Origin of the sequence: Minwuia thermotolerans (assembly GCF_002924445.1) — a bacterium.
Classification (GTDB): Bacteria; Pseudomonadota; Alphaproteobacteria; order Minwuiales; family Minwuiaceae; genus Minwuia; species Minwuia thermotolerans.
Genome location: NZ_PIGG01000081.1, coordinates 1 through 13,233, shown reverse-complemented (window position 1 = coordinate 13,233; position 13,233 = coordinate 1). Strand labels below are relative to the sequence as shown.

At 67.9% G+C, this 13,233-nt stretch carries 11 protein-coding genes, 1 tRNA gene and 1 other annotated feature; of the genes, 9 read left to right on the top strand and 3 right to left on the bottom strand.

The genetic code is table 11. From position 1 onward, the window contains the following. Positions 1 to 73: 73 nt before the first annotated feature. The 6 genes from CWC60_RS22315 to CWC60_RS22290 all read left to right on the top strand — a co-directional run bounded on the left by CWC60_RS22315 (position 74) and on the right by CWC60_RS22290 (position 7,642). Positions 74 to 1,528 (top strand): amidase, encoded by a 1,455-nt coding sequence (locus tag CWC60_RS22315; protein WP_109796126.1) that lies wholly within the window; start codon positions 74 to 76, stop codon positions 1,526 to 1,528. A 171-nt stretch (positions 1,529 to 1,699) separates the two neighbouring features. Continuing rightward, entirely contained in the window at positions 1,700 to 2,329 is a 630-nt protein-coding gene (locus tag CWC60_RS22310) for a response regulator (RefSeq protein ID WP_109796125.1), read from the top strand. 1 nt (position 2,330) lies between these two features. Next, positions 2,331 to 2,867: a response regulator gene (locus CWC60_RS22305; protein ID WP_164516697.1), complete on the top strand. Its 537-nt coding sequence runs from the start codon at positions 2,331 to 2,333 to the stop codon at positions 2,865 to 2,867. Positions 2,868 to 2,912: 45 nt separating this feature from the next. Then, positions 2,913 to 5,687, top strand: a complete 2,775-nt coding sequence (locus tag CWC60_RS22300; protein WP_206420094.1) for a [protein-PII] uridylyltransferase — start codon at positions 2,913 to 2,915, stop codon at positions 5,685 to 5,687. A 171-nt stretch (positions 5,688 to 5,858) separates the two neighbouring features. Next, positions 5,859 to 6,965: a TauD/TfdA family dioxygenase gene (locus CWC60_RS22295; protein ID WP_109796123.1), complete on the top strand. Its 1,107-nt coding sequence runs from the start codon at positions 5,859 to 5,861 to the stop codon at positions 6,963 to 6,965. Further along, on the top strand, positions 6,962 to 7,642 hold the full coding sequence (locus CWC60_RS22290) for a M48 family metallopeptidase (protein WP_109796122.1): 681 nt from the start codon (positions 6,962 to 6,964) through the stop codon (positions 7,640 to 7,642). The genes CWC60_RS22295 and CWC60_RS22290 overlap by 4 nt, the downstream gene beginning before the upstream one ends. Before the next feature lie 86 nt (positions 7,643 to 7,728). On the opposite strand, the gene CWC60_RS22285 is transcribed toward CWC60_RS22290, so the two are convergent. The 3 genes from CWC60_RS22285 to speD all read right to left on the bottom strand — a co-directional run bounded on the left by CWC60_RS22285 (position 7,729) and on the right by speD (position 10,255). Continuing rightward, positions 7,729 to 8,859, bottom strand: coding sequence for a type III PLP-dependent enzyme (locus tag CWC60_RS22285; RefSeq protein WP_109796121.1), 1,131 nt, complete (start codon positions 8,857 to 8,859; stop codon positions 7,729 to 7,731). Positions 8,860 to 8,957: 98 nt separating this feature from the next. Next, positions 8,958 to 9,812 (bottom strand): polyamine aminopropyltransferase, encoded by an 855-nt coding sequence (speE, locus tag CWC60_RS22280; RefSeq protein ID WP_109796120.1) that lies wholly within the window; start codon positions 9,810 to 9,812, stop codon positions 8,958 to 8,960. Beyond that, positions 9,809 to 10,255, bottom strand: a complete 447-nt coding sequence (speD, locus tag CWC60_RS22275) for an adenosylmethionine decarboxylase (RefSeq protein WP_109796119.1) — start codon at positions 10,253 to 10,255, stop codon at positions 9,809 to 9,811. The genes speE and speD overlap by 4 nt, the downstream gene beginning before the upstream one ends. 429 nt (positions 10,256 to 10,684) lie before the next feature. Between speD and CWC60_RS22270 the strand changes: the two genes are divergently transcribed. From CWC60_RS22270 to CWC60_RS22260, 3 genes are all read left to right on the top strand, one after another. Beyond that, a complete protein-coding gene (locus tag CWC60_RS22270; RefSeq protein ID WP_164516696.1) occupies positions 10,685 to 11,758 on the top strand; it encodes a DUF2332 domain-containing protein in 1,074 nt (357 codons plus the stop codon). Between the two features lie 68 nt (positions 11,759 to 11,826). After that, positions 11,827 to 11,903: transfer RNA gene (locus tag CWC60_RS22265), tRNA-Arg, on the top strand. Between the two features lie 201 nt (positions 11,904 to 12,104). After that, positions 12,105 to 13,233 (top strand): IS3 family transposase gene (locus CWC60_RS22260; protein ID WP_420891140.1). Its coding sequence is split into 2 segments (ribosomal slippage), with 1,130 coding nucleotides annotated over them: positions 12,105 to 12,399 and positions 12,399 to 13,233; the frame shifts between segments, so codons are not numbered across the junction. This gene is flagged as partial in the annotation. Then, positions 12,386 to 12,502 (top strand) — a sequence feature (AL1L pseudoknot). Its footprint overlaps the gene before it by 117 nt.

The following is a 13,233-nucleotide window of genomic DNA, read 5'->3' as shown; positions in this document are numbered from 1 at the left end:
GACAGACACGCCTCGCGGCGGCATGCTTCCGGGCAACGGATGAAGCCGGACGGTTCTGGGGAGGGCGACGATCATGGCGGATATCGAATACCGGGGCGCGAAGCAGCTTGTCGAGGCCATGCGTGCCAAAGAATTCGGTTCGGGCGAACTGCTGGACCACTATCTGGGGCGCGTCGAGGCCCACAACGGGACGATCAACGCGGTGGTCGCCACCGATATCGAAGCGGCGCGGGCAAGAGCGGATGCCGCGGACGCGGCCACCGCGCGCGGCGAGAGCTGGGGCCCGCTGCATGGCCTGCCGATCACGATCAAGGACACTTTCGAGGTCGTCGGCATGCCCTGCACCGCCGGCGCGCCGGAACTGAAGGACCATGTGCCGGCACGTCACGCCACCTCGGTGGAGCGGCTGATCGAGGCTGGCGCCATCGTCTACGGCAAGACCAACACGCCGATCTGGGCGGGCGACCTGCAAAGCTACAATGACGTCTACGGCACGACCAACAATCCCTGGGACCTGGGCCGCGCGCCGGGCGGATCGTCGGGCGGGTCGGCGGCGTCGCTGGCGTCCGGGTTCACCGCACTGGAACTCGGCTCCGACATCGGCGGCTCGATCCGCAATCCGGCCCATTTCTGCGGGGTCACGGGCCTGAAGCCCAGCTTCGGCATCGTCCCGATCCGCGGCCACATCCCCGGTCCGCCCGGCAATCTGAGCGGCGCGGACATCGGCGTCGCCGGGCCGCTCGCGCGCAATGTCGAGGACCTGGAGCTGGCGCTGGACATCCTGGCGGGCGCCGACGAGTTCGACGCGCCCGGCTGGAAGCTGGACCTGGCGAAGCCCCGGCGGGAACGGGTCGCGGACTATCGCGTCGCCGTCTGGTCGGACGACGCCTTCTGCGAGGTCGACCGGGAAGTCGCGGCCCTGATCGAGCAGGCCGGCGACGCCCTCGCCGACGCCGGCGCCATGGTCGCCCGCGACGCCCGACCGGATATCGACATGGCGGAGAGCCACGAGATCTACTACTCGCTGCTGGCGGGCGAACTGGGCGCCGGCCTGCCGGAAGGGCTGCGCCGCCGGTTGCGCGACAGCCCGCCCGATGCGGACGACAACTCTCACGCCGGCATCTTCGCGCGCGCCGCGGTGATGGACCACGCCGCCTGGATCGCGCTGAACGAGCGCCGCGCCCGGCTGCGGGAGGTCTGGCGGCAGTTCTTCGGCGAGCACGACGTTCTGCTCTGCCCGGTGATGCCGCGCTCGGCGATTCCCCACGACCATTCGAAAGACTTCCAGGGCCGCAAGGTGACCATCAACGGCAAGGCCCGCGATTACACGGACATGATCGTCTGGTGCGGCATGACCTGCGGCGTCTACCTGCCTGCTGCGGTGGTGCCGATCGGGACGACAAGCGAGGGTCTGCCCGTCGGCGTCCAGATCGTCGCCAACTTCCTGGAGGATCGCACCGCCCTCGACGTCGCCCGTCATCTGGAGACGGCCCTGGGCGGCTTCCGGCGGCCACCGATGTTCGCGTAAGGACCGCGTCCCGGCAGGCGACGGCCAGGGCGTCGAGGCGGTGCCGCCTCCCCATCCGTGATTTACGGTTCATCAAGTCTTTACCGCTAGATTGCGGATGGCCGGAGCGTGGCAAGGCGCGCGCCGGCAAGGGCAGATCGTGCGGATACCGCGCCAGCGGCAGGAGCGGACGTGAAATTTCTCGACCTCAGCATGCTGAAGATCATGCTCATTGACGACAATCGTCACATGAGATCGCTGCTGACGCAGATCCTGCGGTCGATCGGCGTGCGCGAGATCGTTCAGGCCGAGGACGGGGCCAGCGGTTTCCAGCTGCTCCACAAGACCCGCTACGACATCGTCATCGTCGACCACCAGATGGCGCCGATCACCGGCACCGAATTCACGCGCCTTGTCCGGGTCAGCGAGGACAGTCCGAACCCGTTCGTCCCGATCCTGATGATCACCGGCTACGCCGACAAGCACACCATCATCAACGCCACCAACGCCGGCGTGAACGATATCGTCGTCAAACCCGTGTCCGCCAAGGTCGTCTCGACGCGCCTGGCCGACCTCATCCTGAATCCGAAGAATTTCGTGCGTACCAAGGACTATTTCGGACCCGACCGCCGCGAGGGCGGCGGCATCGTACCCACCGGCGGCATCGGCATCCTGGCCATGGAAAGCCTGGCCGACACCGGCGAACGCCGGCGCGCCGTGGATCGGCTGGACAGCCTGGCCACGGACCAGATCGAGGCGGAGATGTTCGCGGCCGACCGGCCCGACGATGACGACTCCCGGATCCGGACGGCGGGAGGCTGAGATGGCACGACGCGGCATGCTCGATCTCTCCAACCTGTCGATGCTGATCGTCGACGACAACAAGCCCACGCGGACCATGCTGAGCCGCATGCTGCGCAGCATGGGCGTGCGCGACATCTTCGAGGCGGAAACCGCGGAGCAGGCGCTGGCCGACATGCGCGGCGCCCTGCCCGACATCCTGCTGCTGGATCACAGGATGGAGGGCATGGACGGCATAAGCCTCGCCAGGTTCCTGCGCACCGCAGGCGACTCGCCCAATCCCTATCTGCCGATCATCATGGTTTCGGCGCACAGCGAGCAGAAGAACGTGGTCGCCGCCCGCGAGGCCGGCATCAATGAGTATGTCGCCAAGCCGATCTCTGTCACCATCCTGGCCGACCGGCTGAGCGCGGTGATCGAACGCGCCCGTCCCTTCGTGAAGACCGAAGACTATTTCGGACCCGACCGCCGCCGCCGCAAGAATCCGCCGGAGGACGCGCCCCGCCGCCGCGCTTCCGACCGGGAGGCCGTCGAGGTCGAGGACGAAGACGCCGCCTGACCGGCGGCCGGCCCCACCACCCTGTCAATCCGCCGGCGCTTTGCTATGTTTCCGGCCATGGAGCAGCTCAAGAACAAGCGCGAGATCATCGACCGCCGGAGCATCGGCGCCGATCTGCGCCGTCTGGCCGAAACGCACGATGGCGACAGTCTGCGCCAGGCCGTGTTCGAACGCCTGCGGGACGCCCTGGCCGAGGGCCGCCAGAAGATCGAGCAGCGGTTCCTGGAGGGCGAGCCGGGCGATGTGGCCGCACGCGCCATGTCCTATCTGGTCGACCAGATCATCACCATGCTCTACGACCACGCCGTCGAGGATGTCTTCGCGGCGGCCAATCCGACCGACGGCGAACAACTCTCGGTCGTTGCTGTCGGCGGCTACGGCCGGGGGCAGATGGCGCCGTTCTCCGACGTCGATCTGCTGTTCCTGATGCCCTACAAGCAGACCGCCTGGTCGGAGAGCGTGATCGAGTACATGCTCTACATGCTCTGGGACCTGAAGCTGAAGGTCGGGCACGCCAGCCGCACCGTCGACGACTGCATCCGCATGGCCAAGCAGGACACGACCATCCGGACGGCCCTGCTGGAAGCCCGCTACGTCTATGGCAACCAGCCCCTTTACGCCGAGTTGAAACGCCGCTTCCAGAAGGACGTCGTCGCCGGTTCCGGCATCGATTACGTCGAGCTGAAACTGGCCGAACGCGACGAGCGCCACCAGCGCTTCGGCGATTCCCGCTATGTCAACGAGCCCAACCTGAAGGAGGGCAAGGGAGGCATGCGGGACCTCCACACGCTGTTCTGGGTCGCCAAGTATCTCTACCAGGTCGACCGGGTCTCGGAGCTGGTCGAGAAAGGCGTCATCAGCCAGGGCGAGTACCGCAAGTTCGTCAAGGCCGAGCGCTTCCTGTGGACGGTGCGGTTTCATCTGCACCTGCTCGCCAACCGGCCCGAGGAGCGGCTGACCTTCGACGTGCAGACCAACCTGGCCAAGCGGCTCGGCTATACCGATCACGCGGGCGCGCAGGCCATCGAGCGGTTCATGAAACACTACCTGCTGACCGCGCGGGACGTCGGCGACCTGACCCGTGTGATCTGCACCGCGATCGAACAGGAAAACCAGCGCAAGCCGTTGCTGCGCCTGCCGCGGCTGGGGCTCAGGACGCGCGAGATCGACGGTTTCGTGGCCGAGGGCGGCCGGTTGGACGTGACCGACAAGGAGCAGTTCGCCGAGAAGCCGGCGGACATGGTCCGGATCTTCCGCGTGGCCCAGCACGAAGATCTGGACATCCACCCCAACGCGCTCCGGCTGATGCGCCGCCACCGCAAGAAGATCACCCGGCCGGTGCGCCAGGACCCGGTCGCCAATCGCGCCTTCATGGATATCCTGACCGGCGAGAAGGAACCGGAAATCCATCTCCGGCGCATGAACGAGGCCGGCGTGCTGGGCCAGTTCATCACCGATTTCGGCCGCGTCGTCGCCCAGACGCAGCACGACATGTACCATCATTACACCGTCGACGAGCACACCATCCGCGCCGTCGGCCTGCTCTGGCAGATCGAGCAGGGCAAGCTGAAGCAGGACCACCCGCTCTCGGCCGAGATCATTCACAAGGTGCTGTCGCGCGAGGTGCTCTACGTCGCGGTCTTCCTGCACGACATCGCCAAGGGCCGGGGCGGCGACCACTCGGTGCTCGGCGAGCGCGTGGCCAAGAAGCTCTGCCCCAGGCTGGGCATGAGCGCGGCGGAGACCGAGACCGTGGCCTGGCTGGTGCGCTGGCACCTGCTGATGTCGGCGACCGCCTTCAAGCGCGACCTGGCCGACCCGAAGACCATCGCCGATTTCGTCGGCGCGGTGCAGAGCCCGGAGCGGCTGCGGCTGCTGCTGGTGCTGACCGTCGCCGACATCCGCGCCGTCGGTCCCGGGGTCTGGAACGGCTGGAAGGGTCAGTTGCTGCGCGACCTCTACTACCGCGCCGAGGACGCCATGTCCGGCGACATGATCGGCCGCGCCTCCCGCGAGCGGATCAAGCAGGCGCGCCAGAATCTGGCCGAGCGGCTGAAGGACTGGCCGACCAGGCAGCTCGACGCTCATCTGGAGCGCTTCTACGACGGTTACTGGCTGGGCCTGGATATCGAGACCCAGGCCTGGCACGCGGAGATCATGCGCCGCGCCGACGAGCAGAAGAAACACATCGAGATCGAGGCCCGATCCGACAAGTTCAAGGCGATGACGGAGATCGTCATCTACGCCACCGACCATCCTGGGCTGTTCGCGCGCATCGCCGGCGCCATGGCGGTGGCCGGCGTCAACATCGTCGACGCGCGCATCTTCACCACCCATGACGGCATGGCCGTCGACAGCTTCATCGTCCAGGACGCCGAGGAAGGGCCGCTGACCGATCCCGAGCGGCTGGAGAAGATGAAGAACGCCATCCGCAAGACCCTCTCGGGCGAGATGCGGCCGACGCGGGTTATCGCCGACCGCAAGCCGAACTACGCCCAGCGGACCCAGATATTCACTGTGGAGCCGGTGGTCTTCATCGACAACAACGCCTCCAACACGTGGACAGTGATCGAGGTGAATGGCCGCGACCGGCTGGGGTTCGTCCACGACGTGGCCTGGGCGCTGTTCGACCTGTCGCTGAACCTCGGCCGGGCGCGGATCGCGACCTATGGCGAGCGCGCCGTCGACGTCTTCTATGTTCGGGACATGTTCGGTCTGAAGGTCGAGGACCGCGCAAAGCAGGAGCGCATCCGCCGCCGCCTGACCGAGGCGATCCAGCCCCCGACGCCGGCCCGGGGCGGTGGCAGCAAGGCCGCCTGACGGGCGCCCCCGGGATTTCTCGAGGTCACTGGACATCGCGCCCTGACAGCGAGACATTGGCCGGGTCATGCAGATGCGGATCAAGCAGCAGAAATGGTGGCCGCCGGGTGCGTGAGGCCGGACGCCTCCCGCGAACCCCTGAACGCCACCTTTCCGCAAACGAGACCCGTCATGACCGATTTCGCCTTCGCGCTGGAGCCCGACGGCCTTCTGCTTCATTCGCCCGATGGCGTCAGCCGCCGCTTCCCCTGGCTCTGGCTGCGCGACAACGAACCCGCCGCCTTTCACCCCGTCACCCAGGAACGCAGCTTCGATCTGCTGTCGGTGCCGCCGGACATCTTCCCCGAACGGGCGGAGATGCGCGACGGCGAGATCCTGATCCACTGGCCGGATCTGCCGGGCCCCTGCGCCTATCGACTGGACTGGCTGCTGGCCCGGGCGCCGGGCCGGCGCCGGCCGGATCCGGCCGACATCGCGCCGGTGGCCTGGGCGGACGACCACGCAGTGGCGCGCTTCGAGGCGGCGGCGCTCGCCGGCGACGAAGGCCTGGGCCGGATGCTGTCGCAACTGAAGCGCGACGGCCTGGTCGTGATCGGCGGACTGGACGGCGACGAAGAGGGCGTGGCGCTGGGGCAGCGCATCGGCTTCCTGCGCGAGACGAACTTCGGCGTCATCTTCGAGGTGGTTTCCCGGCCCGATCCCAACAACCAGGCCTACACGCACGACGAACTGGGCCTGCACACGGACCTGCCCAACCAGCATCTGGTGCCCGGCTACCAGTTCCTGCACTGTCTGGCGAACGAGGCCACGGGTGGCGATTCCGTCTTCGCCGACGGTTTCCGAATCCTGGAGGACCTGCGCGCCGCAGCGCCGGCGGCCTTTCGGCTGCTGGCCGAGGTCGATGTCCCCTTCCGCTTCCGCGACCGCGAGACGGACCTGCGCATCCGCCGGCCGCTGGTGGAGCCGGACGCCGCCGGCCGTCCCGTCAGGCTGGCGTTCAATCCGGGAATCCTGGACATTGTCGACATGGAATCCGGGATCGTCGGCGACTGGTATCGCGCCTACCGCAGCCTGAAGGCGCTGGTCGACAGCCATTCCCGCCGGCTGCAGCTGAGGCTGAAGTCCGGCGAGATGGCGGTGTTCGACAATTCGCGCATCCTTCACGGCCGCACGGCGTTCGACCCGAACACCGGCCGGCGGCGGCTGCGCGGCTACTACATCGACCGGGGCGAACTGGACAGCCGCATCCGCGTCCTGCACGGCGCGCAGTTCGAATGAGGCCGCTGCCCGCCGATCTGCGGGTCGTCCGCCATGGCCGCGCACGGCGGATCAAGCTCAGGCTGGACAGCGTCGACGGCGCACCCGTGCTCGTGCTGCCCCCCGGCGTGTCCCGCCGCTCCGGCGAGGCCTTCGTGCGTCAGAACCTGGACTGGCTGGCCGAAAGGCGCGCCGCGCGCCCTGCGGCACTGCCGTTCCGCGACGGGCTGGAAATCCCCTTCCAGGACGACCGGCTGGCCATCGTGCACAGGGCCGATGGCCGCTTCGGCGTCCGCCGCAACGGGGCGATGCTGGAAGTCGCCGGCGGCGGCGAACACCTCAACCGCCGGGTGACCGACTGGCTGAAGGCCGAGGCCCGGCGGCGGCTGGCAGCGGCGAGCCGCAGCTACGCCGACGAGATCGGCGTCCGGATCGCGCGGCTGCGGATCGCCGACCAGAAGAGCCGCTGGGGAAGCTGTTCGGCGCGGGCGGTGCTCTCCTTCAACTGGCGTCTGGTGCTGGCGCCGGCGGCGGTGCTCGATTTCGTCGCCGCCCACGAGACGGCGCACCTGAAGGAGATGAACCACGGGTCGCGTTTCCACGCGCTGGTGGCGCGGCTGCACCCGGACCCGGAGGGCGCTGACGCCTGGCTGAAGGCGCACGGCGCCTCGCTGCGCATCTGGGGCCGGGCCGAATAGTCAGGAAAGAATGCGGGGAGACCCCCCTCCCGGTCCCGCTGACGCCGGACCGGGAGGAAGTTCGTTCCGTGCCTGAACGGGCGCGTTCAGATGCAGACGCACCTCAGCGGGTCGAAGCCGTTGAAGCCGTTGGAGGCGTAGGTCGCCGTGTAGGCGCCGGTCGATTCGATCGTCACCGTCTCGCCGATCTCGATCGAGACCGGCAGCAGGTACGGCTCCTTTTCGTACATCACGTCGACCGAGTCGCAGGTCGGCCCCGCCAGCACCACCGGCGCCAGTTCCTCACCGTCATGGTCGGTGCGGATCGGATAGCGGATGGCCTCGTCGATGGTCTCGGCCAGACCGCCGAACTTGCCGATGTCGAGATAGACCCAGCGCACCGGATCGTCGTCGTCCTTCTTCGAGATCAGCACGATCTCGGAGCGGATGACGCCGGCGTCGCCGACCAGGCCGCGGCCCGGCTCGATGATGGTCTGCGGGATCCGGTTGCCGAAGTGGCGCTTCAGCGAGCCCGTGATCGCCTGGCCGTACATCTCCACCTGGGGCACGTCGCGAAGATAGCGGGCGGGGAAGCCCCCGCCCAGGTTGACCATCTTCATCTCGATGCCCTGCTCGCCGAGCTGGCGGAACAGGTCCGCGCAGGTCGCCAGCGCACCGTCCCACATGCCCGGATTGGGCTGCTGGGAGCCGACGTGGAAGGCCAGGCCATGGGCCTCGAGACCCAGCTCGTGGGCGCGGCGCATCAGCCGGCCGGCCATGGCCGGCGCGCAGCCGAACTTCTTCGACAGGGGCCAGTCGGCGCCCTCGCCGTCGCAGAGCAGGCGGCAGACCACGCGGCTGCCCGGCGCCACGCGGGCGATCTTCTCCAGCTCGGCGTCGCAGTCGAAGGCGAACTGCCGCACCCCCAGATCGAAGGCCGTGGCGATGTCGCGCTCGCGCTTGATGGTGTTGGAGTAGCTGATCCTGTCCGGCGTCGCGCCGGCGGCCAGGGCCATGCGGATCTCGGCCACCGAGGCCGCATCGAAGCAGCTGCTCAGTTCGGCCAGCAGCTCCAGGATCGCCGGCGCCGGGTTCGCCTTGATGGCGTAGAACACCCGCGTGTCCGGCATGGCGTGCGCGAACGCCTGATAGTTGTCGCGCACCCGCTCCAGATCCATCACCAGGCACGGCGCCTCATGGGCCGTGCGCTCCAGATAATCGTGAATCCGCTGTGTCATTGCAGACCCCCGAACCTTTCCATAAAGAAGCCGACCGGCGTGCCGGCGGCCGGGCGATACCCGCCCTTGAACCAACAACTCAGGCTGTCACTGGCGGCTCAGGCCGCGTCGAGCAGTTCCTGGACGTAACCCGGCAGGGCGAAGGCCGCCCTGTGTACCTCCGGGGTGTAGTAACGCGTGGAAAGCCCCGCCTTCCGGTACCGGTCGGCAAGGGTCTCGACGGCGACCCGGCGCAGCGACTTGTCGTCCGTGCCGAATCCGAAGGCCATGGGGCCGCCGACATAGGTCGGCACCGTGGCCAGATAGCATGTGCGGTCGGCGAACAGCTGACCGAAGGCGCGCATGGTGCCGGTGAGTTCCGCACCCTGCAGGAACGGCACGCCGTTCTGCGTCACCAGCACCCCGCCGGGGTTCAGGCGCCGCCTGGCGTGGCCGTAGAAATGGTCGGTGAAGAGCACCTCGCCCGGCCCGACCGGATCGGTGGAATCGACGATGATCACGTCGAATGTCCGCTCCGTATCGCGCACGAACTCCGCGCCGTCCGCGATCACCAGGTCCAGCCGGGGATCGTCGAAGGCCCCGTCGGAGACCTTCGGCAGGTACTCCTGCGAGAAGGTCACGACGCCCTCGTCGATCTCCACCATGGTCACCCGCTCGACGGAGCGGTGCCGCACAACCTCGCGCAGCATCCCGCCGTCGCCGCCGCCGACGATCAGCACCGAGCGGACCTCGCCATGGGCCAGCAGCGGCACATGGGTCAGCATCTCGTGGTAGATGAACTCGTCGGCTTCCGTGACCTGGGTCACGCCGTCGAGCGCCAGCATGCGGCCGAACTTCGGGTTCTCGTAGAGCACGAGATCCTGCTGCCCGACCGGCCGGCGGTACAGAACGCGGTCTGCCCGGAAGGACGATCGAAGGCCGTCATGCAGCGCTTCGGTCACCCATTCGGTCATCCCACCATGCCCTTCCCGCGGCGGATCTCCGCGACCTCGACCATGCCGGCACGGAACGCCTTCTTCAGCACCGGCACGGCCTTCTGCGGCTCGGCGTCGCCGCACATGAAGACGTCGAGCGCGGCATAGCCGTATTCCGGCCAGGAATGGATCGAGATGTGGCTCTCGGCCAGGATCGCCACGCCCGACACGCCGCCATTGGGCGTGAAGTGATGCAGGTCGATCGACAGCAGCGTCGCGCCTGCCGCCTCGACGCAGGCCCGAAGGGTCCTGTCGATGTGCTTGATGTCGTCCAGGCCCTCGGCCTCGCGGACGTCGATCAGCAGATGCGTGCCGGCGAAGCACTCGCCGTCGCGCACGATGAAGAAATCCTTGCGCGCCTCGTCGGCGCGGTCGTCGAGATCCAGGCCCTCGTCCAGAACCTGAGAAGTCGTGAAGTCCATATGCGGGGTCCCCCTTGACGCAAATGACAGTGAGCCACGGCCCGGGGGTTGACGGGCGGTGGCCGGCGTATGGTCCAGCAGGTGGAGATGCTCAGCGGAACTGAGCGGCGGTTATCCCGATACCGGGCCTTGTGCCGCCTCTGACTTCAGCGAAGTCAGGTCTGTCGTCGCATGAACGGCATAGCATTTCTCCATCAGCCCCCGGCCCCAGCGGCCAGGCACATTCAAAGCCAAACAGAGACGCTCACGCCGTGACCGAGTCCCATCGAAGGGAAGCCCGTGCGATTGCGTTCGAAAGCGCGATCTAATGGTCCGCGGGGCCGCTGTCAAGACGGTTACGTTCGCAGACGCAAAAAGATAAGGTGCCGCCTTCCGCGTGCGGCCCGCCAGGCGCGGCCACGGTCCCGGACAATACCGCTGGAGGGAAACTTGGGCGAACTTGCGAGGCGTCATTTCGAACGTCAGGGCGAGGCCTGCGGCCGGCTCGGCTCGCCCTTCATGGCCCGGCTGCTGCCGCTGGCGGCGGCCCGGCTGACGCCGGAAACGGACTTCGGCCGCGCGGTGCTCGACTGGCCGGACGAACGCATGTTCGAGGACGCGTTGTCGCTGCGCTTCGCCGGGGCGCTGCATGCCCTGGTGCTGTCCGGCCGGGCGCCGGAGCTGGCCGAGCGCTACCCGCCCCGCGCGGCCGCTGAAGCCGGGGACGACGACGCCCTGTGGGCGGCGGTCGAGGCGGCGATGACGGGCTATGGCGACTTCCTGGGCGAGTTCCTGCGCCACCCGCCGCAGACCAACGAGACGGCCCGCGCGGCGGCCCTGATGCTGGGCTTCCAGGACGCGGCGCGGCGCGGCGGGCGGCCGCTGCACATGCTGGAGATCGGCGCCAGCGCCGGACTGAACCAGAACTGGGACCGCTTCCGCTACGACCTGGGCGGCGCCGGTTGGGGACCGGCGGACTCCGCCGTACGCCTCGCCCCCGAATGGCGCGGACCGCCGCCCGACCTGGGGCCGGTGGAGATCGCCGCCAGCTTCGCCTGCGACCTGCGTCCCCTCGACGTCCGGGACCCGGCGCAGATGCTGCGGCTCCGCGCCTATGTCTGGCCGGACCAGCAGCCACGGCTGCAGCGCCTGGACGGCGCCATTGAGATAGCGAAGGCGCGCGCCACCCGCGTCGCCCGCGCCGACGCCGTCGACTGGATCGGGGCCAGCCTGCAGCGCCGGCCGAAGGACCGCACCACGGTGATCTTCCATTCGATCTTCTGGCAGTACCTGCCGCACGAGAGCCAGCAGGCGCTGCGCTCCGCCATCGAGGTCACGGGCGACCTGGCGGAGGCCGACGCACCGCTCGCCTGGGTCCGGATGGAGCCCTGGCGCGAGGATCCCTGGAAGGCGGCGCTCTACGTCAACCTGTGGCCCGGCGGGGAGACGCGGGTGCTCGCCCACTGCGACTATCACGGCCGCTGGATCGAGCCCCTGGAGGAAGCCACGGGCGCCGCCGCCTGAGCCAACGCCGCGATTGCACGGCGGCGCGCTTTCCGCTATTTCGTGGGGCCGCGCCGCGACGCGCCAGCGGACCCGTAGCTCAGCTGGATAGAGCGCTGCCCTCCGAAGGCAGAGGTCACAGGTTCGAATCCTGTCGGGTCCGCCACTACTATATACAAGTGTCGAGATTAATTGAAATTTCCGGGAAAAGCCGGAGCGCCCGACACAACTTCTACCTCAGACTTTCGGCACTTTCGACGAGGGACACTTGGGCAAAGCTCGCGCTTTCTCCCTAAGCTCGTCCCAACACGCCCTGAACCGCGCCGAGTTTCCCGGAGGCTCCGACTTGTGAGAAGAAGGAGCTGTTATGGGAACACAATCGACACGGTATCCGACGGAGGTTCGCGAGCGGGCGGTCCGTCTGGTTTTGAATCACCAGGGCGAGCACGCCTCGCAATGGGCAGCGATCGACTCGGTCGCGGCGAAGATCGGCTGCACGGGCGAGACGTTACGGCGCTGGGTCCGGCAGGCCGAGCGCGACAGCGGCATGCGGGCTGGTACGACGACCGACGAGCGCGAGCGGATACGGACGCTGGAGCGCGAGGTTCGCGAGCTCAGGCAGGCCAATGAGATCCTGCGCAAGGCGAGCGCCTATTTTGCCCAGGCGGAGCTCGACCGCCCACTGAAGCGATGATCGCGTTTATCGACGATCACCGGGAGGCTCACGGGGTCGAGCCGATCTGCAAGGTGCTGCCGATCGCCCCGTCCACCTACCGTGACCATGTCGCCCGGCGTCGCGACCCTTCTCGGCTGTCCGCTCGGGCGCAGCGGGATGAGGCCTTGAAGGTCGAGATACGGCGCGTGTACGAGGAGAACTTCCGGGTCTACGGCGTGCGCAAGCTGTGGCGGCAGTTGAAGCGTGAAGGCTTCGATGTTGCCCGCTGTACGGTAGCGCGGCTGATGCGCCAGATGGGTCTGGAAGGGGCGATCCGCGGCAAGCGGATAAAAACGACGAGTGGCGACAAGGCGGCGCCTTGCCCGCTCGACCGGGTCAATCGCCAGTTCCGGGCGCCGGCGCCGAACAGGCTGTGGGTCTCCGACTTCACCTACGTGGCGACCTGGGCGGGCTTCGTCTATGCCGCCTTTGTCATCGACGCCTTTGCCCGGCGTATCGTGGGCTGGCGTGTCAGCCGCACGGCCCATGCCGGCTTCGTCCTCGACGCGCTGGAACAGGCTCTTCATGAGCGGCGGCCCGTGCGGAGCAACGGGCTCGTCCACCATAGCGACAGAGGAAGCCAGTACGTCTCGATCAAATACACCGAGCGGCTGGCCGAGGCCGGCGTCGAGCCGTCCGTGGGCAGTGTCGGTGATTCCTACGACAACGCTCTCGCCGAGACGATCAACGGCCTCTACAAGGCCGAGGTCATTCACCCGCGCGGGCCGTGGCGCTCGTTCGAGGCCGTCGAGTTCGCTACCCTCGAATGGGTCGACTGGTT

What these genes read in the sequence shown, in the direction of transcription:
- CWC60_RS22315 (WP_109796126.1), top strand. Translation starts at nt 74, where the DNA reads ATGGCGGATATCGAATACCGGGGCGCGAAGCAGCTTGTCGAGGCCATG.
- CWC60_RS22305 (WP_164516697.1), top strand. Translation starts at nt 2,331, where the DNA reads ATGGCACGACGCGGCATGCTCGATCTCTCCAACCTGTCGATGCTGATC.
- CWC60_RS22300 (WP_206420094.1), top strand. Translation starts at nt 2,913, where the DNA reads ATGTTTCCGGCCATGGAGCAGCTCAAGAACAAGCGCGAGATCATCGAC.
- CWC60_RS22295 (WP_109796123.1), top strand. Translation starts at nt 5,859, where the DNA reads ATGACCGATTTCGCCTTCGCGCTGGAGCCCGACGGCCTTCTGCTTCAT.
- CWC60_RS22290 (WP_109796122.1), top strand. Translation starts at nt 6,962, where the DNA reads ATGAGGCCGCTGCCCGCCGATCTGCGGGTCGTCCGCCATGGCCGCGCA.
- CWC60_RS22285 (WP_109796121.1), bottom strand. Translation starts at nt 8,859, where the DNA reads ATGACACAGCGGATTCACGATTATCTGGAGCGCACGGCCCATGAGGCG.
- speE (WP_109796120.1), bottom strand. Translation starts at nt 9,812, where the DNA reads ATGACCGAATGGGTGACCGAAGCGCTGCATGACGGCCTTCGATCGTCC.
- speD (WP_109796119.1), bottom strand. Translation starts at nt 10,255, where the DNA reads ATGGACTTCACGACTTCTCAGGTTCTGGACGAGGGCCTGGATCTCGAC.